This window comes from Streptomyces sp. NPDC102441 (genome assembly GCF_044765585.1).
Classification (GTDB): domain Bacteria; phylum Actinomycetota; class Actinomycetes; order Streptomycetales; family Streptomycetaceae; genus Streptomyces.
This window is the reverse complement of sequence record NZ_JBIWKH010000017.1, coordinates 79,542-104,251: the sequence shown is the minus strand read 5'-3', so window position 1 is coordinate 104,251 and position 24,710 is coordinate 79,542. Positions and strand designations below refer to the sequence as shown.

The 24,710-nt window shown below is 70.0% G+C and carries 26 protein-coding genes and 2 pseudogenes; 9 read left to right on the top strand and 19 right to left on the bottom strand.

Annotation, left to right across the window (positions count from 1 at the left end; all coding sequences use genetic code 11):
• Positions 1-106 precede the first annotated feature (106 nt).
• Positions 107-1,057: a hypothetical protein gene (locus ACIREO_RS32150; RefSeq protein WP_404116584.1), complete on the bottom strand. Its 951-nt coding sequence runs from the start codon at positions 1,055-1,057 to the stop codon at positions 107-109.
• Between the two features lie 578 nt (positions 1,058-1,635).
• Here ACIREO_RS32150 and ACIREO_RS32145 point away from each other — a divergent pair.
• The 4 genes from ACIREO_RS32145 to ACIREO_RS32130 all read left to right on the top strand — a co-directional run bounded on the left by ACIREO_RS32145 (position 1,636) and on the right by ACIREO_RS32130 (position 5,533).
• Complete coding sequence (locus ACIREO_RS32145; RefSeq protein WP_404116582.1) at positions 1,636-1,884, top strand: hypothetical protein; 249 nt, start codon at positions 1,636-1,638, stop codon at positions 1,882-1,884.
• A 192-nt stretch (positions 1,885-2,076) separates the two neighbouring features.
• Complete coding sequence (locus ACIREO_RS32140; protein WP_404116580.1) at positions 2,077-2,973, top strand: SGNH/GDSL hydrolase family protein; 897 nt, start codon at positions 2,077-2,079, stop codon at positions 2,971-2,973.
• A 326-nt stretch (positions 2,974-3,299) separates the two neighbouring features.
• Entirely contained in the window at positions 3,300-5,072 is a 1,773-nt protein-coding gene (locus tag ACIREO_RS32135; RefSeq protein WP_404116578.1) for a PP2C family protein-serine/threonine phosphatase, read from the top strand.
• Positions 5,069-5,533 (top strand): response regulator, encoded by a 465-nt coding sequence (locus ACIREO_RS32130; protein WP_404116576.1) that lies wholly within the window; start codon positions 5,069-5,071, stop codon positions 5,531-5,533. The genes ACIREO_RS32135 and ACIREO_RS32130 overlap by 4 nt, the downstream gene beginning before the upstream one ends.
• Here the strand turns inward: ACIREO_RS32130 and ACIREO_RS32125 are convergent.
• The 3 genes and pseudogenes from ACIREO_RS32125 to ACIREO_RS32115 all read right to left on the bottom strand — a co-directional run.
• Positions 5,518-7,800 carry an ATP-binding protein gene (locus ACIREO_RS32125; protein WP_404116574.1) on the bottom strand — a complete coding sequence of 761 codons (2,283 nt, stop codon included), beginning with the start codon at positions 7,798-7,800 and terminating at the stop codon, positions 5,518-5,520. The two genes, ACIREO_RS32130 and ACIREO_RS32125, sit on opposite strands and share 16 nt — an antisense overlap.
• 110 nt (positions 7,801-7,910) lie before the next feature.
• On the bottom strand, positions 7,911-9,179 hold the full coding sequence (locus ACIREO_RS32120) for an MFS transporter (RefSeq protein WP_404116572.1): 1,269 nt from the start codon (positions 9,177-9,179) through the stop codon (positions 7,911-7,913).
• Between the two features lie 59 nt (positions 9,180-9,238).
• Positions 9,239-9,454 (bottom strand): annotated as a pseudogene (locus ACIREO_RS32115) (cupin domain-containing protein); the annotation flags it as partial.
• Between the two features lie 281 nt (positions 9,455-9,735).
• On the opposite strand from ACIREO_RS32115, the gene ACIREO_RS32110 reads away from it, so the two are divergent.
• Positions 9,736-10,305 (top strand): AAA family ATPase, encoded by a 570-nt coding sequence (locus tag ACIREO_RS32110; RefSeq protein WP_404116570.1) that lies wholly within the window; start codon positions 9,736-9,738, stop codon positions 10,303-10,305.
• Between the two features lie 50 nt (positions 10,306-10,355).
• Here ACIREO_RS32110 and ACIREO_RS32105 read toward each other — a convergent pair whose 3' ends face one another.
• Positions 10,356-10,655, bottom strand: a complete 300-nt coding sequence (locus tag ACIREO_RS32105; protein ID WP_404116752.1) for a hypothetical protein — start codon at positions 10,653-10,655, stop codon at positions 10,356-10,358.
• Between ACIREO_RS32105 and ACIREO_RS32100 the strand changes: the two genes are divergently transcribed.
• Positions 10,602-11,198: a response regulator gene (locus ACIREO_RS32100; protein WP_404116736.1), complete on the top strand. Its 597-nt coding sequence runs from the start codon at positions 10,602-10,604 to the stop codon at positions 11,196-11,198. The genes ACIREO_RS32105 and ACIREO_RS32100 overlap by 54 nt on opposite strands.
• Before the next feature lie 58 nt (positions 11,199-11,256).
• On the opposite strand, the gene ACIREO_RS32095 is transcribed toward ACIREO_RS32100, so the two are convergent.
• Both ACIREO_RS32095 and ACIREO_RS32090 read right to left on the bottom strand, forming a co-directional pair.
• A complete protein-coding gene (locus ACIREO_RS32095) occupies positions 11,257-11,910 on the bottom strand; it encodes an O-methyltransferase (protein WP_404116568.1) in 654 nt (217 codons plus the stop codon).
• 97 nt (positions 11,911-12,007) lie between these two features.
• The gene (locus ACIREO_RS32090) at positions 12,008-12,901 is read right to left on the bottom strand and encodes an SDR family oxidoreductase (protein WP_404116566.1); all 894 of its coding nucleotides are present in this window, start codon (positions 12,899-12,901) and stop codon (positions 12,008-12,010) included.
• Between the two features lie 146 nt (positions 12,902-13,047).
• Between ACIREO_RS32090 and ACIREO_RS32085 the strand changes: the two genes are divergently transcribed.
• The 3 genes from ACIREO_RS32085 (at position 13,048) to ACIREO_RS32075 (ending at position 15,129) form a co-directional block, all read left to right on the top strand.
• Complete coding sequence (locus tag ACIREO_RS32085) at positions 13,048-13,614, top strand: TetR/AcrR family transcriptional regulator (protein WP_404116564.1); 567 nt, start codon at positions 13,048-13,050, stop codon at positions 13,612-13,614.
• 85 nt (positions 13,615-13,699) lie between these two features.
• The gene (locus tag ACIREO_RS32080) at positions 13,700-14,284 is read left to right on the top strand and encodes a TetR/AcrR family transcriptional regulator (RefSeq protein ID WP_404116562.1); all 585 of its coding nucleotides are present in this window, start codon (positions 13,700-13,702) and stop codon (positions 14,282-14,284) included.
• Positions 14,285-14,370: 86 nt separating this feature from the next.
• Positions 14,371-15,129: an SDR family NAD(P)-dependent oxidoreductase gene (locus tag ACIREO_RS32075; RefSeq protein ID WP_404116560.1), complete on the top strand. Its 759-nt coding sequence runs from the start codon at positions 14,371-14,373 to the stop codon at positions 15,127-15,129.
• A 50-nt stretch (positions 15,130-15,179) separates the two neighbouring features.
• Here ACIREO_RS32075 and ACIREO_RS32070 read toward each other — a convergent pair whose 3' ends face one another.
• From ACIREO_RS32070 to ACIREO_RS32015, 12 genes and pseudogenes are all read right to left on the bottom strand, one after another.
• Entirely contained in the window at positions 15,180-15,824 is a 645-nt protein-coding gene (locus ACIREO_RS32070; RefSeq protein ID WP_404116558.1) for a response regulator, read from the bottom strand.
• 4 nt (positions 15,825-15,828) lie between these two features.
• Positions 15,829-16,818, bottom strand: coding sequence for a sensor histidine kinase (locus ACIREO_RS32065; RefSeq protein WP_404116556.1), 990 nt, complete (start codon positions 16,816-16,818; stop codon positions 15,829-15,831).
• Between the two features lie 69 nt (positions 16,819-16,887).
• Positions 16,888-18,111, bottom strand: coding sequence for a Clp protease N-terminal domain-containing protein (locus ACIREO_RS32060; RefSeq protein WP_404116554.1), 1,224 nt, complete (start codon positions 18,109-18,111; stop codon positions 16,888-16,890).
• Positions 18,112-18,318: 207 nt separating this feature from the next.
• The gene (locus ACIREO_RS32055) at positions 18,319-19,254 is read right to left on the bottom strand and encodes an alpha/beta fold hydrolase (protein ID WP_404116552.1); all 936 of its coding nucleotides are present in this window, start codon (positions 19,252-19,254) and stop codon (positions 18,319-18,321) included.
• A 195-nt stretch (positions 19,255-19,449) separates the two neighbouring features.
• Positions 19,450-19,584 (bottom strand): annotated as a pseudogene (locus tag ACIREO_RS32050) (IS5/IS1182 family transposase); the annotation flags it as partial.
• 320 nt (positions 19,585-19,904) lie between these two features.
• The gene (locus ACIREO_RS32045) at positions 19,905-20,489 is read right to left on the bottom strand and encodes a ricin-type beta-trefoil lectin domain protein (protein ID WP_404116550.1); all 585 of its coding nucleotides are present in this window, start codon (positions 20,487-20,489) and stop codon (positions 19,905-19,907) included.
• Positions 20,490-20,744: 255 nt separating this feature from the next.
• A complete protein-coding gene (locus ACIREO_RS32040) occupies positions 20,745-21,209 on the bottom strand; it encodes a hypothetical protein (RefSeq protein ID WP_404116548.1) in 465 nt (154 codons plus the stop codon).
• A 46-nt stretch (positions 21,210-21,255) separates the two neighbouring features.
• Positions 21,256-22,014, bottom strand: a complete 759-nt coding sequence (locus tag ACIREO_RS32035) for a polysaccharide deacetylase family protein (protein WP_404116546.1) — start codon at positions 22,012-22,014, stop codon at positions 21,256-21,258.
• Between the two features lie 246 nt (positions 22,015-22,260).
• Positions 22,261-22,860, bottom strand: a complete 600-nt coding sequence (locus tag ACIREO_RS32030; RefSeq protein WP_404116544.1) for a hypothetical protein — start codon at positions 22,858-22,860, stop codon at positions 22,261-22,263.
• Between the two features lie 370 nt (positions 22,861-23,230).
• Complete coding sequence (locus ACIREO_RS32025; RefSeq protein ID WP_404116542.1) at positions 23,231-23,608, bottom strand: hypothetical protein; 378 nt, start codon at positions 23,606-23,608, stop codon at positions 23,231-23,233.
• Positions 23,608-23,991, bottom strand: a complete 384-nt coding sequence (locus tag ACIREO_RS32020) for an MFS transporter (protein WP_404116540.1) — start codon at positions 23,989-23,991, stop codon at positions 23,608-23,610. Before ACIREO_RS32020 ends, ACIREO_RS32025 begins: the two co-directional genes overlap by 1 nt.
• An 80-nt stretch (positions 23,992-24,071) precedes the next feature.
• A complete protein-coding gene (locus ACIREO_RS32015) occupies positions 24,072-24,695 on the bottom strand; it encodes a LysE family transporter (protein WP_404116538.1) in 624 nt (207 codons plus the stop codon).
• Positions 24,696-24,710: the final 15 nt, after the last annotated feature.

Genomic DNA, 24,710 nt, shown 5'->3' with positions numbered 1-24,710 from the left:
TCCGGTGAAGGTCGAGGCCGCGCAGCACGCCCCCGGGACCGAACCGCAGAGCCGCTCGGCGACCGCCGTCCTGGGGGCCCGGGGCCTGCCTGGCCGCAGGCGGCCGTCAGATGTGTGTGTTCGTGGCCCACACCTGCTTCCCACCGGCCCTGATGACGACGTTGCCGTCGGGCTGGATGACCAGGGTGGCATTCGTGAAGCCGGCGGGATTCGAGGCCCATATCGCTTGACCGGCCGCGGTGCGGATGACGAGATTGCCGTCATCCTGGAAGGCCGCCACGTTCTTGCTGCCGGAGGTGCCGGCCGCCCACATCACCCGCTTTTCCTGCCGGTCGTAGAGCACGAGGTTGCCGTCGGCCTGCATGCCCAGCTGCAGCCGTTCGGACTTCCAGGAGGTGGCGGCGCGCAGCTTCGCGACCGGCTTGATGACGACGGGCGCCGGGGTCTTCGTGCCTGCGTCGTCCTCGACGTGTTCCGGGATCTCGGCCTGGGCGGTCGCCCGCCCCGTCGGTGAGGTGTGCTTCGCGGTCCCTGCGCTGGGGGAAGTGGCCTTTGTGCTCTTGCTCTTGTCGGCGGGCTTCTTGGGTGCCGGCGACGCGGTTTCCAGCCCTCCTGGCACGCCGGCCAGGCTGCTCCTCGCCTCCGGCGATGTGGTCGAGTCGGCAGCCGAGACCTTGCTCGCGCCGTCCGTCGATCCCTTGCCGTGAGTCAGGAACGGAAGGGCGATCAAGATCACCGCCACAACACCCCCAACGGCCGACAGCACCTTCATCCGGCGGCCGCGTGAGCGACGGTCGTCCGACGGTTCCCGCGGCACTTCGCCGTCCTGCCACGCTCGGGCGTCCAGGTGCTCCGGGTGGTCCGGTCCGGCCATCGCGGCGACCCCGGTGGCCGGCCCCTCCCCCTCCTCGGTCTGCGTCTGCGTCAGGGCGTCCCGCTGCTCGCGTAGGCTCTTCAGCCGTTCGCGCAGCGCTTTGGTTGCCTCGTCCGAATCCTCCGCCTCAGCCTCGTGCCCCGCCCGCGTGTGTGCGTGGTCGGAGGAGGCGGACGTGGCCACCGGCGCTTCGTCGTCCGTCCGACGCCCGTCCGGCCGTTCCCCGTCGGCGCGGAATCCGCTGCCTGGCCGCGGCCGGGGCGACGAACCCGGCTTCCGCCCCCCGGTCGCGCCGACGGCCCGGCGCACGAGAGGGCCGGTGCGACCGGGCGTCTCCGGTTGCACCGCGTCGTCTCCGTCCGTGCCCCGGGCGGTCACAGCGCACCCTTACGGACGGTGCCGACGACAAGCCGCTCTTCACCGGGGTAAGCGTCTGTCGGCACTCGTCCCGGTATGCGCCGGGATCGTGCTGTCGTGCTGGTCATCGTCAGTGCTCCTCGGCATCGTTCTTGTTCGGAAACCGCTGCGCCGGCCGTCGGTGAGTGTGTCGGTGCCGCTCGGATCGGCGTCGAGGCCGGCGATCAGCGCGCCACCATCGGCCGGTGCGGCCTGGGCGGAAGCGGACCGGGACCTTGTCGGGCGCACAGGGGGTACGTCCGACGGTGGGGACGGCGCCGCCTGCGGCTCGAGGCCAAGGCCCGCCTGCGGCCCCGGCTCCCGCTCCGACTCTAGCTCCGATCTCGCCCGGTTCGCCGTGTGCCATGCGAAGTCGAGTCTCGGTGGCGGCAGATGCCGGCCGGCCGGGATCGTCTCTCCGCCGGGGCGACGGGCTGGTCCTCGGTGACGGGCGCGCTGGGCTGCTCGGCGCCCGGTGGAACCCCGAGGACGCCCTCGATCCGGCGGGCCGTCTCGTCCGGTCCCAGGCCCTCGACGCACCGTGCGGCGAGGGCCTGACTACCGCTTCGGTGGAGTACCACCTGTTCCACAGGGCGGCCCGGGTCGTGACCTGAGCTCGGGGAATTCGTCCCGGCGCCGTCCTCGAACAGACCCGGGCCCGTCGAAGGCTGACTGCGGCCCACTGTCCACCGGCCGAGACGAACTGAGACTGAGCGGAACTGGTGCGTCAGGCAGGGAACCTGGGACATCCGAAACCCCTCATAGTCGATGCCGTAGACCATCAACTCCCTCTCCCTGAAGGCACGATGACTCAACTCGCACGCACTTTCCGTAGCACTGCCCGCACCGCGTCACTGGCTGTGGCGGCGCTCGGCACCACTGCCGGGCTGCTCGGTGGCTTCATGGCCCCGGCCGCATCTGCTGCCGAGCCGGACCAGCCGACCTACGACAACTACGTGGCGCTCGGCGACTCGTACGGCTCCGGCGCGGGACTCAGCCTGGTGGATGACGCCGACTGCGATCGCACCCAGGAAAGTTATCCTGCGGTGATTGCCGGGGCAGTGAAGGCGAAGTCCTTCAAGAACGTCACCTGCAGTGGTGCCACCACGGCAGAGATGGCCAAGGCTCAGGGCACCAACCCGGCCCAGCTCAGCGCCCTGTCGGCCGACACCGATCTGGTCACGCTGACCATCGGGGGCAATGACATCGGGTTCACCGAGATCATCACCAACTGCGTCGTCGGCAGCTTCAGTGATCCGACCGGCAGCCCCTGCAAGACGCAGTACAACGCGTCCGGCAGCGATGCCATCACCACGCGCATCAACTCCACGGCGGCAAAGCTCACGGTCAGCCTGGAGTACATACGCGCCCTTGCGCCCAAGGCCCGGGTACTGGTGGTCGGTTATCCGTCGCTCGTGCCGGACGACGGCAAGGCCTGCCGTCCCGGCGTCCCGTTCGCGGACGGCGACGTGCCCTACCTCCGCGATGTGAACAAGAAGCTCAACCAGGCCCTCGCCGACAGCGCCAAGAGCGCCGGCGCGGAGTACGCCGACACGTACACGATGACCATCGGCCATGACATGTGCCAGAACGAAGCAGACCGGTGGATCGAGCCCATCGAAACGAAGCTCGCACCGGCGCACCCGAACAGGTGGGGCCAGTACGCGATGGCCTACGGCACCTACAACCAGCTCCGCAAGTAGGACCCGGGCTCCGAACGCTTCGGAGTGCGGGGTGCACCTCCACAGGAGCATGCCAAGGCTTCTCCCTGCACACCTCCACTGACTGAGGGGGCATGCTCATGGCACGGAGCCATGAGCATGCCCTTCGCCATGCCGGCGTACGGGACGCCCGCCCTGCGAGGCACAGGCGAGCACCGGCCCCCGCGTCTCCTGTCTCTTGTCTCTTGTCTCTTGTCTCTTGCGAGGCGCCACCGGGACCGCGCCGGAGGCGCTCAGTCGTGGGGTGGCATAGCGTTTCCCATGACGGGCCGGGGCCGACAGTGGCGATACGGGACGGCGGATCAGCGGTGGAGCAGCACGAGGGCAGAGCTTCCCGTCACGCGGATGACGGATGGTGGTCCGGCCGTCTGCATGAGCTCTGGCGCGTCGCCGAAACGGCGCAGGACGTGTCGGGGCTGGCCGGCTCCCTCTACGACATGCTGCTCCGTATGCCTGGCGTTCTGGCCGTCGTGGGTACCCGCTGGAGCGGGGGGCTGCTGCACTATCTGCGCGGTGTCACCTTGGCGGAGCCGATGCCGACGCTCGTGGAAATCGAACAGGAGTACGGCGAATCCGGCGCCGCCGGGGCTCCGGACCGTGATCCGACTGTCACGGTTCACGATGTGTCGGGGCTCGACGGTGCCATGCCGCATGTCCAGGTGCTGGCGGCAGCCGGAGCGCGGAGCGTGGCCGAGTGCGCCGTGCCGCTGGGGCAGGGCGGCTGGGCGTCGTTCATGGTCGGCACCGCGGACAGGGGCGCAGTCGATGTGACGCTGCGGACCCGGCTGAAGCAGGTGGCCGAGGTCGCCATGGTCTCGGACACGCGCATCATGGCGCGGCGCGACGACGAGGTGCGTCAGGTGAGTGACGCCTTCCTGGCGGAGGCGTCGTTGCAGATGGATTCGAGCCTTGATGTGGAGAGCACCGTGCGGCGGGTGGCTCGTACGGCCGTTCCGGCCATCGCCGAGGGGTGCGTCCTGCATCTGCGTCTTCCCGAGGGTCTGACACCCGTGTCCTTCGCGCACATGGACGCCGGTGAGCAGCAGTGGCTCGGCAGGGTTGCGGCCCAGGACGCCTGGCTGACGGATGTGCTGCGGCGGGTGCTCGACAGCGGCCAGGCTGTGGCACTGAAGGGTGAGGCGCTGGAAGGTGGGCCCTTCGGGCCCGCCTCGTCCGGGGCGGGCCGTGCCGTGCGCGCGATCAGTGTGAACCCGCTCCAGGCCCGGGGCCGGACCCTGGGCACCCTGACCTTCCTGTACCACCGGGTGGACGTGGCCGAGGGGGCCTCGCGGTTCCTCGCCGGTCTGGCCGACCGGGCCGCGTTGGCCATCGACAGCAGCACCCTGTACGAACAGCGGCGCCGCCACGTGGTCTCCCTCCAGCGGCATCTGCTCCCGAGGGAGCTACCGCGGATTCCGGGACTCACGCTGAGTTCCGCGTACGAAGTGGGTGACGTCTCTCTCGATGTGGGCGGTGACTTCTACGACGCCGTCCCGGGTGCGGAGGGGGGTGTGACCCTCCTCATCGGTGACGTCTGCGGTCGCGGGGCGGAGGCAGCGGCACTCACGGGGCTGGCCCGCCATACCCTGCGCACCCTTCTCGAGGACGGCAGCACGCCCGAGCACGCACTGGGGCGGCTGAATCAGGCCCTCGTCAGGGAGGGCACATCACGCTTCGTGACGGCGCTCGTAGCGGTGCTGGTGACCGACGGAGAGGGGTTCGGTGTGCGCTATTGGAGTGCCGGGCATCCGGCCCCTCTGGTGCGGCGTGAGGAAGGCACCGTGGAGGAACTGCCGGCCCACGGGGATCTGCTGGGCGTACTGGAGGAGATCGAGTACGGATCCGGATCGGTGCACCTGGCGCCGGGGGACGCGCTGGTGATGTTCACCGACGGAGTGACCGAGGCGAGAGCGGCCGACGGGACGTTCTTCGAATCACGTCTCCAGGACGCGGTGGCCCAGAAGGGCGCCGGCGATGCCCAGGGGTTCGCCGAGCGGCTGGCGGAGGCGGTTGTGGGGTTCCGGGCGACCGGGGCCGATGACATCGCCGTACTGGTCGCACGGGCGGAGGGCGTCGGATGAGCGGGGCTGCCGGGGAGCACAGGATCGACCACGATCTCGTCTGGGTGGTCGAGGATTCGGCGGAGGACGCCGAGGCCATCGCACGGGCGCTCGGTCGCACCCATCCGGGTCTGGCACTGGAATTCACCGACCGGGGGACAGGATTCGTCGAGCGGTTGCTCGGGGCCGCCCGACGGCCGGGGCTCGTTCTTCTGGACCTGAACCTGCCTGGTCCCAGTGGAGCCGAGGTGCTGCGGGCGATCCGCTCCCGGCCCGAACTGGATGACGTGGCCGTAGTCGCCTTCACGTCGTCCACCGGACCGGACGAGGTGGACACGACCTATGCGGCGGGCGCCGACAGTTACATCTACAAGCCGGTCAACTTCGAACTCTTCCGCGCGGTGCTGAAGGGGGCTGTCGACTACTGGCAGAGAAAGGCGAGGGACGGGGACGAGGGCCCCGCCGCTCAGCCTCCTTCCTGACCCAGGGTGAAGAAGAACGTGGTCCCTCGTCCTGGTTCGCTGTCGAGCCACAGCTCGCCGCCGTGGCGCTCGACGATCCGCTTGACGATCGCGAGGCCCACACCGGTGCCGCCCCCGCGCTCTCCGTGCCCGTGCAGTCTGCGGAACAGCTCGAAGACCTCGTGCTGCTGGTCGGGCGGGATGCCGATGCCGTTGTCCCGGACCACGACGGTCTGCTGTGGGGGCCCGCCTGCCGGTGGGCGGAGCCTGTCCACCAGGACCTCGACCGTACGGTCGTCCTGGTCAGCGGCGTACTTGGCCGCATTCACCAGGAGGTTGACGAGCACTTCGTAGAGCCGGTTCTCGTCGGCGTACACCTCGGGCAGGTCATGTCTGATGACCCGCACCTGGGCCTCGGCCAGGCGGTCACCGGCCACTTCGAGTGCGGAATCCAGCACCCGGTCCAGTGGGACACGGGTGCGGTGCAGCCCGCCTCTGCCCAGCCGGGCGAAGTGAAGCAGCGAGTCGAGCAGGTCGTCCATCCGGCCGGCCAGTCGCTGCATGGTGTGCATCCGGCGGACGGTGGTCGCGTCGAGCTCCGCTGCGGCGTCCTCGATGACGAAGGCCGCGGCGTTGGAGATGCCTCGCAGCGGTTCCTTGAGGTCGTGAGCTGCCACGTGGGCGAATGAGTCGAGGTCGGAGTTGGTGATGCGCAGCTGTTCGTTCAACGCCGCGAGTTCCGCCTCGTGCCGGAGTACGAGTCCTGTCAGCGTGCGCCAGAGCTCCTGCGCGGTGGCACGGTCGGTCGGCGTCCAGGGCAGGCACTGTCCGTGCACCACCGCGCGGAATACGGCACCTGAGCCGCGAGGGGTGAGCCGTTCGCCTCGCGGGCCGACCTGGACGGGCCTGGTGGGGTCGGTGGCCCATTGGCGGGCGGTCGGACGGGCCTTGCGGAACCAGGCGAGGTAGTCACCCGAGCGGCTCAGCGTCACCATCAGGACCCCTGCCGGGCCGTCTTCCGTCATCTCGTCGGGACAGTCCGGCTCCTCCGAGAGGCGGTCCGTGCTCCAGACCGTGCCGGGTGCCGGCCCTGCCGCGCGTGCCTGGAGGGCCTCCAGCAGAGCGGGTGGAACGCTCATCCCGCTGATGGTCCCGCGGCCGCCGCGGCAGAGCGCCGCGCCATCGGCGTCCAGCAGGTCTCTGAGGGCGTCGTCACCTGCCAGGAGTGAGTCCTCCACGTCCGATGTGACCCGGGAGATGATCCGGTCGAGGCGCGCGCGGGACGCGGTGAGCGCCTCGGCCTGCTCCCGTTCCTCGATGACCGCGAGCTGGAGGGAGAAGGCCACACCGAAGAACTCACACGCCGCCCGCAGTTCAGGGGGGACGGTGACAGCGCCGTAGCCATGGCAGGCGATCAGCCCCCAGAGTTCGCCTTCCCGGAGGACGCTCACCGACATCGACGACTTCACACCGATGTTCCGCAGATACTCCAGGTGGAAGCCGGACACCGTGCGCAGCACGGAGTTCGACAGGTCCAGTGGCAGGCCCGAACCGGCTCGGAGCGGAGGGTGCAGACCCACACTGGTGTCGTCCACGTCGGCGATCGCCCGGATCCAGTTGTCGCGGTAGAGCCGCCTCGCCTGGGGCGGGATGTCGCTGGCGGGGAACCAGAGTCCCAGCCAGGGCTCGCGGCCCTCGGTGATGTCCTCCGCGACCACCTCTCCCGGCCCGTTCTCTCCGTCGAAGCGGTAGGCGACCACCCGGTCGAAGCCGGTCAGCGCCCGGATCTCACGGGCGGCCGCCTGGCAGCACTCGGCTGCTGTCGTCGAGGACCGCAGACGCGTCAGAGCTCGCCGGACCCCCTGGTAGAAGTGCGCGAAGTGCGGCGCCGCGACGGCGCGCGACTCACACTCCAGAACCAGCAGGGGCCCTTGCCGGTGCGCGGTCACGTCGAACATCCGGGGGGTGCCCGCCACGTCGACGGAGACAGGGAGTACCAGGCTTGCCGCATCCTGCTGAGCGCCGACCTCGAGCGCCTCGGCCCAGTGCTCGGGGGACAGCACCCGCGTGATGGGCCCTCCGACCAGCTCCTCGGCGGCAATCCCCAGCAGACGACGCGTGTTCAGTGCCGCGGTGTCCACGGTGCCGGTATCGGCCTCCACCGCGAGCAGCGTGCCGTGGGACTGGATCATGCCCAGCCGGTGGATGGGCTCCCGGACGCATTCACTGAGGTCGAAGCCGATGGCCGCCGCTGCTTCGGCCTCCCGCTCCGGTTCCGGCAGGGACATCTCTTCTCCCACGTACCGAGTTCTCGATCCGGTCCGCCGGATGTCCGGCTCGCCGCGATCCTTCCACGGCACCCTGCGACGGAGGGGCTGCTGCGGTCGCGTGTCACGACTCACCCCCGCGGCAGCTTCTGGCGCGTGCGTGAGCGGTGCGTTCTGCTTCGCGTGCGTGGGCGGCTGTCCGCTGAACGACTGGCGGCCGGCCGCGCACCGGTGAGGAGAATTGTGAGGGCTGCGGCTGCCATCAGCGCGGACATGGTGGTGAAGCCGGTGGAGAAGGTGGCCACCTGGGCTGCCAGGCCGAGCATGAGGGATCCGAGTCCGGTGCCGGAGTCGTAGCCGATGTTCCACGCGACGGAGGTCGTGTGCCGGTTCTCCGTGCCTGCGTAGTTGAACGCCTGGACCAGGGTGAGGCTCTGCAGTCCTCCGTACGCCGCTCCCAGGAGAAGCAGTCCGGCCAGCAGGACGAGGACGGTGTCGCTGTCCGAGCCGACGGCCGACGCGATCAGTGCCAGGCCCGCGCACGCGGTCGAGGCGAGGACGGCGCTGATCGGCCGCAGGGCGATCCGGTCGGCCAGCTCTCCGCAGCCCCAGCGGGCCACGGCAGCGGTGGCGGTGAGGACCAGCAGTCCCGTGGCGGCGAGCGTGGGAGTGGCGGTGAACTGCGGGGCGAAGGTGAGTACGGCTCCGCCCGCTGCCGTGACCAGGAGGAGCGCGGTGAGGGGGAGCAGGATGCGCCGGAGCACCGTGGTCGCGGGGGCGGGGGCCTGGGTGGGGCCGCCCTGGGGTGCCGGGCTGTCGGCGCGGGCTTCGACGGCGTGGCCGAGGGCCCGGGCCCAGGGCAGTGCGAGGACGGGGAGAACGCCGCAGGCGATGACCGCGGGGACGGCGAACGTGCCCATCAGCCAGGGTGCCGCCGGGGTGAGGACGACCTGAGGAAGGGCGATGGCGAGGCCGTAGAGGCCGATGGCTGCTCCCTGGCGGCCGCGAGGCGCCAGTGCGGATGCGGCGATCGAGCCGTAGACGGTGATGATGCCGAAGCCCGCTCCACGCAGGGCGGTCGTCAGCAGGATGGGCACCAGGTGGTCGCTGAGGGCTTGCAGGGGGGCGGGCAGGCCCATCAGGAGAGCGCCGAGGACGAGGGTGCGGGTCCATCCGAGCTTGCGCAGCATGGTTTTGACGCACAGCTGTGCCAGGACGGTGGCGGCCATCAGGACGGCGGTGACGAGTCCGGCCCCGAACTCGTCGGCCCCTCCACTGACGGCCCAGGCCGGTGAGACCGGGAGCAGGAGGGCGAATCCGGAGAAGCAGAACAGCACCACCACCAGCAGGTGCGGTATGCCCGGGGCCCGTATGACGGATTCCTTCGGGGGTGCAGACATGGTCCTTGGGGTGTCCTTGTTCAGAGGCGGGGCAGGGGCCGGCCCTCAGGTGGTGACGCTCAGGCGGGGCCGGGCGGCAGGTGGACGGTCATGATCAGATGGCAGGTCTCGTCACCGTCGCCACGGTAGGCGTGAGGGACGTCGCCGTCGAAGGTGGCGGTCTGCCCGGCTTCGACGGGATGCTCGACGCCGTCGACCACCAGGACCATGCGGCCCGTGGTGACGCTGACGGTCTCGACGACGCCGGCCTGGTGGGAGTGGCTGGGATACTCCTCAGCCCCGCCTGCGACGCCACCTTCGCCGAATCCAGCCCGCGCTCAGGACCACGGCAGCAAGGGCGGAGAAAAAGAAGGCGCCCAGAATCACAGTCACTGCCGCGGAGATGACGATGATGCCCCACCAGGGCGGATCCCCCTGCATGCTCACCCCTCCTGATCGCTTCCCATGACGTCAGGGAGCACGGAACGGTTCCGGAAAGCGGGGCGCCGGTAAGACGTGGCACGGTGGCAGCATGAACCCGCCGCTTCTCCCTCGGACACACCCTCATCGCGGTCAGGTGATCGTCCTGACCGGGCCGCCCGGAGCCGGCAAGAGCACCGTGGCGCACCTGCTGGCCGGCCAGCTGATGCCCAGCGTCCACCTGCACAGCGACGACTTCTGGCGCTACATCAAGCAGGGCTGGATCGCGCCTTACCTGCCCGAGGCACATCGACAGAACCAGGTGGTCCTGCAGGTACTGGTCTCGGCAGCGTTCGGCTACGCCGACGGCGGCTACCAGGTGATCTGCGACGGCATCGTCGGGCCCTGGTTCATCAACCTCTTCCGCGTGACCGCCCAGGAGCGGGCTCTGCCGCTGAGCTACGTCATCCTTCGGCCGGACCAGCACACCACACTGGAACGGGCGACGAGCCGGACCGGCGATGTTCTGACCGACCCCGAGCCGATTCGCTCACTGCACGGCCAGTTCAGCAACCTCGGCGCCTATGAGGCCCACGTCCTGGATTCCACCAGCCTGACCGCTGAGGCAACGGGCGACAGCGTCCTGCAAGGCGTCGCGACGGGCGCTTACCTCCTCGACCCGAGCGGCAGCGTCACCGACACGAACGACTCGATTCACACCTCTTGAGAATTGCTCGGGGTAGCTGCGGATCAGTTCGTCGTCGTCGTGACGGGTGATCAGGGACGGCTCGCGGGCACCGTGTTCTTCGCCACCAGCGTGTTGTCGGACCAGCAGAGCCGGTAGAAGTCGACCTGGTCCAACAGGTCGCGGCCGGAGCGGTAGAACTCACACGTGGTGCCGGGCGGCCGAGGCAGGGAACGGGCGTGGCCGGGCGGGTAGGGGTAGGGGCGGGCCGGGAGCAGCGGGGCGAGTTCGGTGCGCGGCCGGCCCGTGGTCAGCTCGTCGAACCGGGACGGCGGGCCATCCTGGCCAGGGACCCGCACGTCGACGTCGTCGCCGAGGCGGCCGATGGGCACGAGGCCATCGCGCTCACCCGCCTGCACCGGCCGGACGTGGTCCTGCTGGATATCCAGATGCCCGGCATGGACGGTCTGACGGCGGTGGCGCGGCTCCACCGAGAGCTGACATCGGTCGGCGTGATCATGCTGACGACCTTCGGCCAGGACGAGTACGTCACCCGAGCCCTGGAGGAGGGCGCCGACGGTTTCCTTCTGAAGGCGGACGACCCGAGGGAACTGCTCAACGGAGCACGAGCGGTGGGAGCCGGCGGGGCCTACCTGTCCCCGCGGGTCGCCGGTCAGGTCATCGCCGGGCTGCGCGCGCACCGGGTGGCACACCCCCACCGCTCGCTGGAGAGGCTCACGGAACGGGAGCGCGAGGTGCTGGCCGGACTCGGGGCGGGGCTGGCCGACGCGGAGATCGCAAGGCGGCTGCACCTGGTCGAGGGGACGGTGAAGGCGCACGTCAGCTCGGTGCTCACGAAGCTGGGCGTACGCAACCGGGTGGAGGCGGCCATCTCCGCGTATGAGGCCGGACTGGTCCCGCCGCTCCCCCGCTGACCCGGTGTCACACAGCTGCGGTCCCTCCGGCAGCCGAAGCTGTCCGGAGGGGGACTGATCAGAGGCGGCAGCTGATCTCGAGGCCGTCCTCAACGGGGAACGTGACGCTGTGGTAGCCGTTGGCGGTGTCGCGTACGTAGTCGAGGTAGGGGGCGAGGTCGGAGAGGTCCACGTCGTCGGCGACGACAAGGGTGCCGGGCGCGATGTGGGGCTCGAGGAGCCGCAGGACGGGCAGGCAGAGGTCCTTCCACCCGTCCAGGAACAGGAAGCCGACCGGCTGCCCCAGTGCGGCGAGCGTCTGCAGGGCGTTTCCCTCCAGCACGGTGATCACGTCGTCGAGGCCGGTGGCCGCGAAGGTGTCGCGGGCGGCGGCCGCCTTGGTCCGGTTCAGCTCCGTGGTGATGACCCGGCCCGTGCCGTTGTCGCGAACGGCGGCGGCCAGGTGCAGGGTGGAGATTCCGTACGAGGTGCCGAACTCGACGACGTTGGCCGGCTTGGTGGCGCGGATCAGGTTGTAGAGGAGTCTGCCGCCGTCGGCGGAGACCGGCATGTAGATCTCCTGCGCCGCGTCGGCGTACTCCTGCGCCGTCAGCGACTCCGGGTCGTAGGGCTGGATGCCCCGCGTCTCGTCGTCGCGGGCGGAGGCTTCGAACATGCGGGCCAGGGCGGCGGAGACACGTGGTTCTGCGAGGGTGTTGGTATGCGTGGGCACAGTGCCGACTCCTTCGGGAGGTGGGTGCTGGAAGTGGGGCGAGGTGTGCGAGAGCGCTCCTGACGGGGCGTCCTCCCCCGCTCGTCCGGGCGTCTCGTCAGGTCGTGTAGGCGCCTGCCTCGATGTCCGCGAGCAGGGACGGACCGGTGGGCTCCCACGAGAGAAGCTGCCTGGTCGCGTCGCTGGACGCGGTCATCGTGGAGGCGAAGAAGCCGCCGACGAACCCGAAATGGGCTCCGCTGTCCTGCGGGGGGACGGAGTCGACCGGCAGGCCGAGACTGCGGCCGATCGCCTCGGCGATGGCCTTTGTGGTGACCGCCTCTTCAGCGACGACGTGCAGGCGCGCCCCTGCGGCGGCGTGCTCCATGCCGAGGCGGACGATGCGGGCGGCATCGTCGCGGTGCACCGCCGACCATGCGGTGGAGCCGTCGCCGACGTAGCCGGAGACGCCCTGCTTACGGGCGGCCGCAGTGAGGAAGTTGACGAATCCCCAGTCCCCGCGGCCGTGAACGCTCGGTGCGAACCGGGTGATCACGGTCCTCACGCCCTGGGCCACGTAGTCCAGGGCGAGGTTCTCGCTGCCGCCCCGGTCGGAGTCCGGGCCGACGGCCGGAGAGACGTCGTCCTCCGTGGCGGGCCGGCCCTCGACGAGGCCGGAGAGAGGCGCGGCGACAACGAAAGGGCGGCCGGATCCTGCCAGGGCGTCGCCGAGGGTCCGGACCGCCGCGCGTTCGGAACGGTCGGACTCGGCGGGGTTGCCCCAGTCGTGCTTGTTGGCCATGTGGATGACCGCGTCCGCCTGGGCGGCGCCTCGCCGCAGCGAGGCGGGATCGTCCAGGTCACCGCGGACGACGCGGACGCCCTTGGCCGCGAGAGCCTGCTCGGCCTGGCCGGACCGGGCCAGGCCGATGACCTGGTGGCCCGCCGAGACGAGTTCGTCGACGACGGCGGATCCGATCCAGCCGGTCGCTCCAGTGACGAATGCACGCATGAGCTTATCCTCCTTCGCCCTGAGAGGGGCATGTGGACGATGACGGGGCGGCCCGGTGGCACGGAAGGCCGGACACCCATTTACGAGGCACCGTGCACCGAAAAGGTAACACATACGAGACGCCATGCCTCGTATACAGTTGCGGCATGGTGGATGGAAGTGGCCGGGGGCGGCCCCGCAGCGAAAGCGCACGCGCCGCCGTGCTGCACGCCGTCGACGACCTTCTGGTCGAAGTCGGGTACGCGGCCCTGACCATGAAGGGCATCGCCGAGCGGGCGGGCGTGGGCCGCCAGACCGTGTACCGCTGGTGGTCGAACAAGGCGGAGGTCCTCTACGAGGCCAGCGCCGTCGACGCCCAGCACGAACTGTCCGTGCCCGGCAGCGGCGACCTCCGCAAGGACCTCAAGGCGTATCTCGACGCCCTCGTCACTTTCCTGTCCCGCTCCGACGCAGGCGCGGCCTACCGCGCCCTCATGGGGGAAGCCCAGCACGACACAGACGTGGCCGCGCTGCTCACCTCCCGCGACATCCTCGGAGAGAGCGCCGCAGGGATCGTGGAGGCAGCGCGGAAGTCGAGCAAAACCTCACTCTCGCTCGAACAGGCGACAGCACTCCTGATCGGCCCGCCCTTCTTCCACATCCTGTCCGGGCGCAACGCGGAGGGCATCGACACCGAGCAGCTCGCGGAGCAGTTCGTGCGCGTCCTGAACTGACCGGGACCCTGAGGCGCCCGGCAACAACGCGTCTGCGGCGGGGAGTTATTGACCGATCGTTCTTCTTCATCTTATGCTCTGCGACGTGGCCAGGACCAAGGAATTCGATCCGGACACCGCACTGCAGTCGGCCCTCGAACTGTTCTGGCGGCGCGGCTACGAAGCGACGTCGATCGCCGACCTCGTCGAGCATCTCGGCATCGGCCGCGCCAGCATCTACGCCACCTTCGGCAACAAGCACGACCTGTTCCTGAAGGCCATGGACCGATACTCCGACGCTCGCGATCCACTCCTCCTGGCCGAACTCTCCCAGCCGGGAGCCGCACTGCCCGCGGTACGGGCGCTGGTACGCCGCTTCGCGTCGGAGGCCGCGTCCCCCACGGGCCGGCTGAACGGCTGCCTCATCACCAACACGGCGGCCGAGCTGGCCCCGCACGACCCCGCGGCGGCTCGCCGGGTCGAACTCAGCTGGGAGCACCTGGAGATCCTGCTGCACTCCGCGCTCGTACGGGCCCAGGCCCGGAGCGAGCTGCCGGAGGACCGCGATCCGCGATCCCTGGCCCGCATGCTGCTCGTCCTGCTACAGGGCGTACGGATCGTCGGCAAGGTGTCCAGCGATCCTGCCCGGGTGCGGGACGCGGCCGAGCAGGCACTGACCCTGCTGGACTGAATCACACGCGCGAGAACCGTCCACCCCTTCCCTCATGCCCGAATAATTGACCGATCGTTCAAGCATGTTTCGAAGGAGTTACCGAAATGAACCGCTTCACCAGCAGAAACGTGCTCGTCACGGGTGCGGGCTCCGGTCTCGGCCGCGCGATCGCCCTGGCCTTCGCCGCCGAGGGCGCATCCGTGATCGCCGCGGGACGCACCGCGACGTCGCTGGACGAGACGGTCGGCCTCATCGAGGCGGCCGGCGGCACGGCCGCCGCCATCACGGTCGACGTCACCGATTCCGAGCGGCTCCGGGACCTCGTACGCGAGAGTGTCGCCCGCTTCGGCGGGCTGGACATCGCGGTCAACAACGCCGGGATACTCCGTGGCTCCGGACCTGTCGGAGAGATGAGCGAGGAGGACTGGGACGCGGTACTGCGGACCAATGTCACCGGCGTCTGGCTGTCCATGAAGCACGAGATCGCACATATGAAGGAGAACGGCGGTGGGGTCATCGTCAATATCTCCTCCAACCTCGGCGCACATCTGCGTATCCCGAACGCCGCCGCATACATCACCTCGAAGGCGGCGGTCTCCGCGCTGACCCGCGCCGCCGCTCTCGACCACATCCACCAGGGCATCCGCATCAACGCGGTCAGCCCGGGCGCCTCGGACGCCCCCATGTCGCTACGGCCCGGCGAGACCGAGGCCGACCGTGCCGAGCGGGTGAAGTCGCAGAACCCACTCGGCCGGGTCGCGGAGGCCGAAGAGGTGGCGGCCGCGGTGCTCTATCTCGCCTCGCCGGCGGCCGGGGCAGCGGTCGGCACCGACCTGGTCATCGACAGTGGCGCGTCAGCCTGACCCGGATCATGCTGGGCTCGCGGGCCCTGGCACGGCCGGCCGGCCGGGTGTCAGCCGTGCAGGCCCGCCTCCTGCGCCAGCACCGCCGCCTGGACCCGGTTGGTGCAGTCGGTGCGGGTGAGGATGCTGCTGATGTGGGCCTTGACCGTGCCGGAGCTCAGGTGGAGCTGTGCGGCGATCGCCGCGTTCGAGAGGCCGGTGCCCAGCAGCCGGAGGACGTCCCGTTCGGCCGGCGTCAGGGCCGCGATCCGACGTGACGCGGCGTCGCTGTTGTGGCCCGACCGGGTCCGGAAGTCGACGAGTTGGCGGGTGACCTGCGGGGCGAAGACAGGATCTCCGGCGGCGGCGCGGCGTACGGCGTCGATGAGGTCGCGGGGGCCGGTGTCCTTGAGGAGGTAGCCATGGGCTCCGGCGCGCAGGGCCCGGGTGACGCTCGGCTCCTCGCCGAAGGCCGTCAGCATCACCACCCGGGTGCGGGGTGAGTGGCGGGCGATCTCGGCGGCGCCTGTGATGCCGTCACCGGGCATACGGATGTCGAGAAGGGCTACGTCGACGGGGTGGGCGCGGCAGGCTTCGACCGCCTCACGGGCGTTCTGAGCCTCGGCCACGATACGGATCTCGTCGTCGTTCTCCAGGATCAGCCGGATCCCGGCACGCATCAGTGCCTCGTCGTCGGCGATCAGCACTCGGATCATCGGTTCAGTGTAGGACCTCCGTGATCAGCAGGGCGAGGGCGGCGCCGGCCGTCGGCAGCAGCACCAGCATCGCCGCGCAGATCCCGCCCCGGAGGCGGGGCCACGCCAGGGCCTCCGGGGACGGCGGGCGCCGCGAGCCCGCCCCGTCGGACAGCAGCTCGGCCGAAGTGACGTACGCGGGCAGCGCCTCGGGCCGGACGGGTATGCGGGCCGAGAGGACGAAGCCGCCCTCCGGACGCGGTCCGGCGTCCAGGACGCCGCCGAGCAGGCTGATCCTCTCCTGGAGGCCGACGAGTCCGCTGCGGTTCCCGCCCCCGGGTGAACGGGTCACCGGCGGGGCACCGTTGACGACGGCGACCACCACGGTGGCCCCTTCGTCGTGGAACATCACCCGGACAGGTGCGCCGGGCGCGTGCCTCAGCGCGTTGGCGAGTCCTTCGTGGGTGACACGGTGGACGGCCTGCCGGGTGCGGGCGTCCATGTCCGTCGGCCCGGTCGCGTTCCAGTGCAGTGCGGCGTCGGCCCCCGCGCTCCGCGATTCCGCGACCAGGACCGAGAGGTCCTCGCGGGTCCCCCGCTCGTGGGTCTCCTCACCGGACCGGTGACGGAGTACGCCCAGGATGCCGCGCAGTTCCTCCATGGCGGTCCCGGCGGTGGTGTGCAGGAGTTCGGCCTGGGTGGCCAACGGGGGCGCCTGCCGTTCGGCGGCGAGCTGGAGGGCTCCGGCATGCATCGAGATCAGGCCGATGCGGTGGCCGAGCAGATCGTTCATCTCCGCTGCGATGCGCGCCCGTTCCGCCGTGCGGACCGCCTCGTCGGCGAGGAGGCGGCCCTGTCGGAGGTGGGCGTCACGCTCCCGGCCCAGCCCGGTCAGCGGACGGCGACACCACAGCATCAGGGCGGACAGCACTCCCCGGGCGCGCCGGGCAGGGGCGATGCGGCGCACGGCGGCCTCGCGGCGTACTCGCCTCCACGGTCGCACTGCCGGGTTCATGGTTTCCTCCATGTAGGTGCCGTGCTCGACGGCGCCCCTCGTCACACACGTCGGCGGATCGCCGCAGCCTCAGGCAGCTCGTGCCGCTCCTCCTGGGACCCGGAGCTCCGGCTCCGCCCGCAGCCCGGGGACGTCCACCCCGCTCTCGGTCAGCACACGCTCGATCTCCGCCACTGACTCCGCGTCCGTCCCGCTCTCGTCCAGCAGGGCGGCCAGCAGGTGGGTCGTGCCGACCGTGGGCGAGTCCTGGGCGGAGGCGGTGAGCTGGGTGACGTGCAGGAGCCGTCGGTCACGCTCGTTGGTGGCGTCGACCACCGGGGGGTAGCCCTCCACGACCACGGTGGCAGGGAACAGCACTCGGGCGACAACGTCCTGCCGTGCGCCGTGCCGGCGAAGCAGCTCCGCCCCCTGGTTCACTCCCGTCAGTTTCTCGGGCAGCTCACGTTCCGCGACGGTCAGCGACCGTTCCAGCGCCAGGATTCCCAGCAGTACGTCGACGGGCTCCTGCTCCGGCGACCCGCGCCGCACTGCACCCCGTAGCGCCTCCGCGCGCACCGCACTCACGACCGCGGAGCCGAACCCCGCACCGCCTCCGAACACCCAGGCGCTGATTTTCCGGGACAGCGGATTGCCGCTCTTCCCGAACGTCCCCGCCGTACGCAGCATCAACACCGAGCCGGGCTCCGGTGCTTCGTCGCTCCCCCGCAACGCGTCGAGCGCGGCCGCGGCGGCGGAGAGGTCCAGCTTCTCCAGCACCAGGGCCTCGCGGGCGCGCGTATCGGGCAGTTCGACCAGTGCGCGCGCCACATGGCGGACGCGCACCGACACGGTGCCCTCCTCCCGGGCGGCCTCCAGTGCCTTGCGCAGGCAGGACCGCACCGCACCGGTCATCGGGGGGAGTTCGATGCTCTGCTGCTCCTCCTCCGTCTTCTTCCGGTTCTTCCAGCGCAGCCTCTTGACGTGGTCCTGCCGGACCTCCTGCCAGAGGGCGTCGATCTCCCGCTCGTCGTCCGGGGTTCCCGCTGCGCCGTCATCCGCGTCGGCACTGACCCACACGGATGTCCCCCGGCACCCGATCGAACCGCCGAGCGATCCGGAGGCCCTCATCCCGGGGGCGATCGCGGAACCCGCGGCCGAGTCCCCCGACACGAGCGCGCTCAGCACGCTTTCCGTACCGACGTCGTCGCGTTCCTGCTTGGCCACCGTCTTCATCGTCTCCAGCAACAGCGTGACGACGTCCCTCTCGAACTCGGTGGTCTTGCCGGCATCGCGGTCGGAAGCTCGCTGATTCATCGGGTCGTCCTCTCTGTCGTGTTACCTGATGAGAAGGACGCTAGTCCGCGTTCTCCGGCGCCGCGTCGGCCGACCGGCCACGCTTCCGGGCCGACCGGCCATGCTTCCGGGCCGACCGGCCGGGTTCTTCCGTCCGGGCGGCCGGGTTCTTCCGTCCGGGCGGCCCGGCCGTGTCCCGGCCCGGGCGGCAGAACCGCGTCTCGGGGGTCAGCGCTGTCCGGCGACCATGGCTTCGATCTCCTTGAGCACGAGGTCGGGACGGTCGTTCGCCACATCGTGGGAACTGCCCTCGGCGGTGACGAGCGTCCGGTTGGTCGCCTCCTCGGCGAACGAGGCTGCGGCGTCGCGCCAGCGCTGGGCGTCCACGGGGGACCCGTCGAGCGGGGTCCTCTCCGAGACTATGACCGTTGCCGGCACCGCGTCCGGCCAGGTGATCTCGTGGAACGCCTTGTGCGCCGCGGCGAAGCCCTCCGCGGTGGAGAGGAGCTGGCGGTTCTCCGGCTTTTGGGGGTCCTTCTTCGCCGCGTCGACCTGCGGCTGGTTCGCGGCCACGAGACGGGGAATCTCCTCGTCCGTGAAGAACTGGGGCAGGTTGGCGTCGACCAGGACCGCACCGGAGAGCATCTCCGGGTTGTCCTTCGCGAAGTAGTTCGCGATCTCGCCGGCCTGCGAGTGGGACACCAGGGTCACGTTCTTGGTGACGCCCAGCTGCTCGAGCCCCGCCTCCAGGTCGCCGGCAGCGCTCTCGGCCTTCCACGGGCCCGTCACCACGTCACTTCTGCCGAGACCGGCCCGGTCGTAGGTGATGACGGTGGCGCCGGTGCCCGCGTGGAGCTTGGGGACGAGGTCCTTCCAGTAGGAGGAGTCCTCGCCGCCGCCCGAGTCCAGGACGATCGTGCGGCCCTGGCCCTGCGTGACATGGAAGGCCAGCCGGTGACCGTCATTGGTGATCATGTGCAGCTTCGATGCGTCCGAGCGGGCGGCATCCGGGGAGGCCGACGACGTGGCCGGTTTCGAGGCGGCGGCGGGCTCAGCGGCGGAGCCGTCGCCGCAGGACGTGAGCCCGCCGGCAGTCAAGGTCAGCAAGACGAAGGCCGGCAGAACACGGTATGTGGACCGGTGCTTCAGGGAGGTGCGTGACATGACTGGTTCCTTAGGTGACTGAGGCTGCTGGTGCGCCTGCGAGCCCAATCATTCGGGAACCCGGCCGACCGAAGAATCCGTCTGGCACGCCCATCGACGGTGTCACTGGAACCAGTGAGCGGCCGGGGGACACCCCCCGGCGACCGCTGAGGGCGACTGCGTCGCGTTCAGCAGGCGCCCGTGTCTTTTCCGGCCTCAGTCTGAGCAGGCCAGGTGCAGGGTGGGGGTCGCCTGAACGAGGCCTGCGATGCGGGTGGTCGAGCAGCGCTTGCGCAGGAATCGCCAGGTCTTGAGGGTGGCGACGGCCCGCTGGACGAGTGCGCGGGTTTGCGTCGGCGAGGGCGGCCGGGAGCTCGACGGCGTCGGCAATGTGCCGGTACGAAGGAAGCTCCTGGTGGGACAGGCGATCTCGGTCGTGAACCCGTCCACCAGGAGCTTCTTCACGTCCGGTCACCGGCCCCGACTACCCGCCCATGCGATCAGGTGGGAAGGAGCTCACTGTGTTCGTCCGTGTTCGTCTGCATCGGTTTCATCCCGCCCGAACCGCTCGGTCGCCTCCAGCCACAACAGCGTCCGGAACCCCCGGCGTTCGGCGGTCAGGCCGCCCCTCGCGGGTACCGAGCACGGCGTGTTCTGCGTATCAGCCCAGGTCACTTACCAAAACGCTGCTCCCAGATCTGGTTGGAGGAGCGGGTGCAGTTCCAGATCTGTAGCTGGACCCCTGAAGTAGCGGCGTTCGGGACGTCGAGGCACTTGCCGGACTGGGGGTTGTACAACGTACCGGCGGACGTGGCAGTGGCGGCGTTGCGTTCCCAGACCTGGGCGCCGGTGCCGTTGCAGGTGTACATGTCCACCTTGGTGCCGGCAGCTTTCCCGCCGCCCACGACGTCCAGGCACTTGCCGGAGACAACGGACCGGACGGTGCTGCCGCCCGTGACTTCGGTCCACGTCTGGGAGGCGGTCGTCCCAGATTTGAAGTCACACTTGTAGACCTGGACCGGGGTGCCGTTCGCGGCGGAGCCGCCCAGGATGTCCAGGCACGCTATGGGGCCGCTCGTGCCCTGGGGAAATACGTAGATGGAATGGGGCTGGCCCGCCTGGTCCGCGCTTGCGGCTCCGGCGCTGCCCATGGTGAGCGCGAGTGCTCCGACCGACACCGCCGCCAGCGCCAGCCTGGACCGGCTGCCTCGCCGCCACGAGGATGCGTTGCCTGATCGTGCAAGTGAGTTGGTCATCTGAGCCAAGCCTTTCGGAACGGGTGTGTGCCGCCTTCGATGCGGCAAAGACGCCGGTCGGGTGTCGCCCAGTAGGACGAGAGGTCCAGCGGTCTGGTTCGCTCCGTCACCGGACGACCGGAAAGATCGTGTGGGGCATCGGACCGTCCGGCCACGCCCCTGTGGACGTGCCGCCGAACGGGACGCGAAAGCGAGAACCCGGCGCATCCAGCACCCGTTCGGGATGCGCCCGGAACACACGAGTGGGTCCTGGACTCACTCATGCACACTGGGCAGGAACGGTGGCTGCCGGGCGAGGAACTCCTCGAACGCAGCCTTCTGCTTCGGATCCATGAAGCCCTGGCGGACAGTGCGGGCCTTCTCCCGGAGCCAGTGGGCCTCGCGGGGGTCCAGCAGCTCGGCGACCACCACGCCCTTGCGGGCTACCGCCGTGCGCCCTCCCACGCGACGGCGGAAGAGCGTGAACGCGCCGAACTCCTCTGGGTGGGCCAGCTCCGGCTCCTCGTCCCCGGCGTCGTCCGCCGGGTAGGCAGAGGGGGCCCAGTGCTCCCAGAGCGCCAGTGTGGCCGCGGGTACCAGCACCGCGCGTTCCGACGCTCTTCCGCCGTCCCACCTGAACGTGACAGTGACGGGCTCGTCGACCGCCTCGGCCAGCCCGAGCACCCTCTCCACCTCGTCGTCGACCGGATACTCCGCCACCACATCGATCTGAATGCCCATGGCGCCAGAGGCTACTGGCCGACTCCGACATGTGGGCGGGCGTCGTTCACCGAACGGGGAAGCCGAAGGAGTACCCCTGCTGCTTCAGCCAGGGCAGTACCTCGCGCATCGCGGCCAAGGTCTGGGAGCGTTCCCCTCCCGCGTCGTGGAAGAGGACGGTCGGGCCGTTGGAGATCTCGCTCTTGACGGTGGCGACCATCGTGTCCGCGCCGGGACGCTCGAAGTCCTTGGTGTCGACGTTCCAGCCCAGCGGCCGCATCCCCCGGGACGCGGCGAGCTTCCGGCTGTACGGGGTGAAAGCGCCGCCCGGGGCCCGGTAGTACTGCGGCCGGACGCCTCCGGAAGCCTCGGTGATCATGCGTTCGGCATCCAGGATCTGCTGGGACTGGTATGCCTCGGACTTGCCGTCCATGGCGGTGTCGTGCGAGACCGTGTGGTCGCACAGCCGGTGCCCTGCCGCCACGACCGCCTTGACCAGGTCCGGGTGCGCCTGTGCCTGCGTGCCCACCATGCAGAACGTGGCCTTCACACCGTTGTCCTCCAGCAGTTGGAGGACCTGCGGCGTCCAGACGGGGTCCGGCCCGTCGTCGATGGTGATGTTGACCCCCCGGGGGCCGCGGTCCGAGGCGTGAGCGATGTCCGCCGCCACCTCGGCCACCTCGGGGGCTGAGGCATTCGCTTGCGGCCGCGCTCCAGCGGGGTCGGCCTGCGCCGTCCACACCGAGGTGGCAGCGGCCACCGCCGTCACCGTGAGCCCCGCCGCGAGAAGCCGGCCGTGCCATCCCCTTCCCTTACGCCTTGCCATGTCTGCCCGCCCCTTTGTTGCTTCCGCCGATGCCGTGCCCTCATCAAGCCACACGAACGCCCCTCCAGTGCACCGCTGTTACCGACTGCGGACGAACCCGGAGGGGGCCGGCGACAAACGACGGAGTTCCGCGACAGACGAGGAGTGCACCGGCCTCCGGAGCGCCGGGCTCGCCGAAGACGCGGAAGGGCCCGTCAGCAAACTGACGGGCCCTCGCGGAAGACCTGGACTCAATCTGCCATCAGGTCAGATCGTCGGTGTCTCGTCGACGATCTCCTTGTGCGGCTCGACGATGAACCTCCAGCCGTCGCTGGGCTCCAGGAACCGCACTCGGGTCGGGTAGATGTCCAGGGCACGGCGGTCGCGGTTCTGGTTGTTGGTGCTCTTCCGTCCCCGGGCCGGCTCCTCGTACAGGTCGACCTTGACGTCCGGAACGGCGGCGGTTTCCTCGCTCCAGCGCTGGACGATCCCCGCGCCGAACGCGTCCCGAGCGGCGGCGTAGAGCGCGTCCAGGGATTCCTTGTTCCCGGCGGGCACGAAAAGGGCGAGGTTCAGGAGAACTCCGGCACTCTGGAGAACCTCGATCTCTTCTCCTGCCTTGTCCGCGATCCAGATTCCGTGCTCTTCGGCGTTGTCCGGGAGGACATGAATTTCATTTCCGAAGATCGTCCTCGCGACGAAGGACCCTCCCTCGAAATTCTTACCCGGCTCCGCAAGGAAAGCCGGGGCGTAGCAGTCGAGAGGAAGCCCATCCATCTCTGCCGAGACGAAGATGCCGTCCTGGAGGCCCAGTTCCGAAACCTCTGCGGCCGTAAGACGTCGAGCCGTGACCTTCTCGGTATTCACGCCATTCCCCTTTTTTCGTGGCGTCCTGTGAATTCATTAGAACTATATCACGAAAGCGAACAGCCAGTTCCCTTATGCGCGCCTTCCCGCTTAAGAAAGTAAATTCAGCCCTCCGGACAATTCGAGCCCCGTAGGGCGGGCACGCGCTGTTCGAGACGGAATTCCCTCGGCAAGCCGCCCCGGCATGTCCGGCTGTGTTGCCGGTCAATTCTTGACGCAATCGAACACGGTGCCGCTCCGGTCGTCCGGACCAGCTGAGCACCGCCGCCTTCCCCCGCTCCACACGGAAGCCCCAGGCCAGGTGCCCGGGGCTTCCGTGTTGTCCGGACCGGCTCGATCATCGCGCACCGGCCCTGAAGGCGTGGTCCGGTCAGGCCGGGACGAGGTGGACGGCCAGGGCCGGGCCGAGCGCTCCGCCCAGCTGGTAGCAGAGGAGGAAGAGCCCGAGGGCGGTCGGCCTGTGGCGGTCCGGGACACCTCCGGCGGCGCGCACGGACAGGACGGCGTTGCTGCCCGTGGCGACGGACACCGCCGCCGCAGCGGCCCCGAGCAGTGCCACGCCCCAGGGTGCGAGCGCTGCTGTCAGCGGCGCGGCCAGGGCGAACGTGGTGAGGCAGATGAGGACCGTGCGATGCCTCGCGGAACCCGCGGCCGCCGCGAGGAGCCAGGAGAGCGCGGAGCCGGTGAGCAGTGCTCCCAGCTGACCCGCTCCGATGGCCTCGTCGCCCCACCCCGTCCGTTGCCGCATCAGGTGGGGCAGAGCGAAGAGGAGAGTGAAGTAGGAGGTGGAGAAGGCACAGGCGAGCAGGGCGGAATGGAGGAACGTCGTCCGAGAGCGGTGCCTGCCATCACGGCCGCCACGCTCGTCAGGAGGGCGGGACGCAGCCCCCGGTGCCGGACGAGAGCCGCACACAAGGGCGTTCCGACGGTCATGGCCCAGGCGAAGGCGGTGACCAGCCAGGTCGCCTGGCCGGCCGGGACGCCCAGGGAGCGGGCGACGTCGGGGAGGATCAGGACAGGGGCGTTCGACCCCATGGCCACGGGCGCGGCGAGCAGCGCCAGCCACAGGGCCGGTGCTCGGGTGGACGGCACTCCGGCGGTGCAGGGCGGTGCGGATGCGGTGGCGGACACGGTGACCACGACCTCCTGGTCACGGTGACGGTTCAGGGACGCGTTTCAGCACGCGCGGGCGGCGACGCGGCGAACGAGGTTCAGCCGACCGCCATACGCAGACCGAGGCCGAAGATCAGGCAGCTGGAGACCGCGGCCGTACCCGTACGGCCGCGGCGGCTCGTGAGGGTGCCACCGAGCAGCCGTCCGCCGACGGCCAGCAGCAGCTGCCAGCTCACCGAGGCGAAGGTGATGGCGGACAGGTAGACCAGCGACTCGCCACCGCCCATGGGCCGTTGGGCCTGCTGGCCGACGAGCAGCGTGACGAAGTAGAGGACGGGCCAGGGGTTGAGCGCGGTCAGCGACAGATAGGTGACGTACGCCCGCAGCGGGGTGATCCGGCGGTGGGCCATGGTGTCCCCGGCCGTATCGGGTCCGCGTCGCAGGCCCCTCACGAGGATGCGTGCGGCCATGGCGGCCAGGATCGCGAAAGCCACCCAGCGCAGTGGCCCGAGCACCGGCCGTACGGCCGGCGCCAGAGCGCTGCCGCCGAGCACCGCCGCCACCGCGTAACCGGCGTCGGCGGTGGCTGCGCCGAGGGCCGCCGCGGCGCCGGTCCGGAAGGATGTCGCTGCGGTCATGTTCACCATCAGCACCGCGACAGCCCCGACAGGGATCGCGAGACCGTATCCGGCGACCAGGCCGGCGACGACCGCTTCCGTCATGACACGCCCCGGTCG

Coding starts and splice junctions, on each gene's coding strand:
- ACIREO_RS32125 (WP_404116574.1), bottom strand. CDS start 7,800: ATGTCCCTGCCGGAACCGGAGCGGGAGGCCGAAGCAGCGGCGGCCATC.
- ACIREO_RS32035 (WP_404116546.1), bottom strand. CDS start 22,014: ATGGCAAGGCGTAAGGGAAGGGGATGGCACGGCCGGCTTCTCGCGGCG.
- ACIREO_RS32130 (WP_404116576.1), top strand. CDS start 5,069: ATGAGCGGGGCTGCCGGGGAGCACAGGATCGACCACGATCTCGTCTGG.
- ACIREO_RS32145 (WP_404116582.1), top strand. CDS start 1,636: ATGCGAAGTCGAGTCTCGGTGGCGGCAGATGCCGGCCGGCCGGGATCG.
- ACIREO_RS32060 (WP_404116554.1), bottom strand. CDS start 18,111: ATGAATCAGCGAGCTTCCGACCGCGATGCCGGCAAGACCACCGAGTTC.
- ACIREO_RS32065 (WP_404116556.1), bottom strand. CDS start 16,818: ATGAACCCGGCAGTGCGACCGTGGAGGCGAGTACGCCGCGAGGCCGCC.
- ACIREO_RS32015 (WP_404116538.1), bottom strand. CDS start 24,695: ATGACGGAAGCGGTCGTCGCCGGCCTGGTCGCCGGATACGGTCTCGCG.
- ACIREO_RS32075 (WP_404116560.1), top strand. CDS start 14,371: ATGAACCGCTTCACCAGCAGAAACGTGCTCGTCACGGGTGCGGGCTCC.
- ACIREO_RS32140 (WP_404116580.1), top strand. CDS start 2,077: ATGACTCAACTCGCACGCACTTTCCGTAGCACTGCCCGCACCGCGTCA.
- ACIREO_RS32085 (WP_404116564.1), top strand. CDS start 13,048: ATGGTGGATGGAAGTGGCCGGGGGCGGCCCCGCAGCGAAAGCGCACGC.
- ACIREO_RS32045 (WP_404116550.1), bottom strand. CDS start 20,489: ATGACCAACTCACTTGCACGATCAGGCAACGCATCCTCGTGGCGGCGA.
- ACIREO_RS32090 (WP_404116566.1), bottom strand. CDS start 12,901: ATGCGTGCATTCGTCACTGGAGCGACCGGCTGGATCGGATCCGCCGTC.
- ACIREO_RS32120 (WP_404116572.1), bottom strand. CDS start 9,179: ATGTCTGCACCCCCGAAGGAATCCGTCATACGGGCCCCGGGCATACCG.
- ACIREO_RS32040 (WP_404116548.1), bottom strand. CDS start 21,209: ATGGGCATTCAGATCGATGTGGTGGCGGAGTATCCGGTCGACGACGAG.
- ACIREO_RS32070 (WP_404116558.1), bottom strand. CDS start 15,824: ATGATCCGAGTGCTGATCGCCGACGACGAGGCACTGATGCGTGCCGGG.
- ACIREO_RS32025 (WP_404116542.1), bottom strand. CDS start 23,608: ATGCGGCAACGGACGGGGTGGGGCGACGAGGCCATCGGAGCGGGTCAG.
- ACIREO_RS32055 (WP_404116552.1), bottom strand. CDS start 19,254: ATGTCACGCACCTCCCTGAAGCACCGGTCCACATACCGTGTTCTGCCG.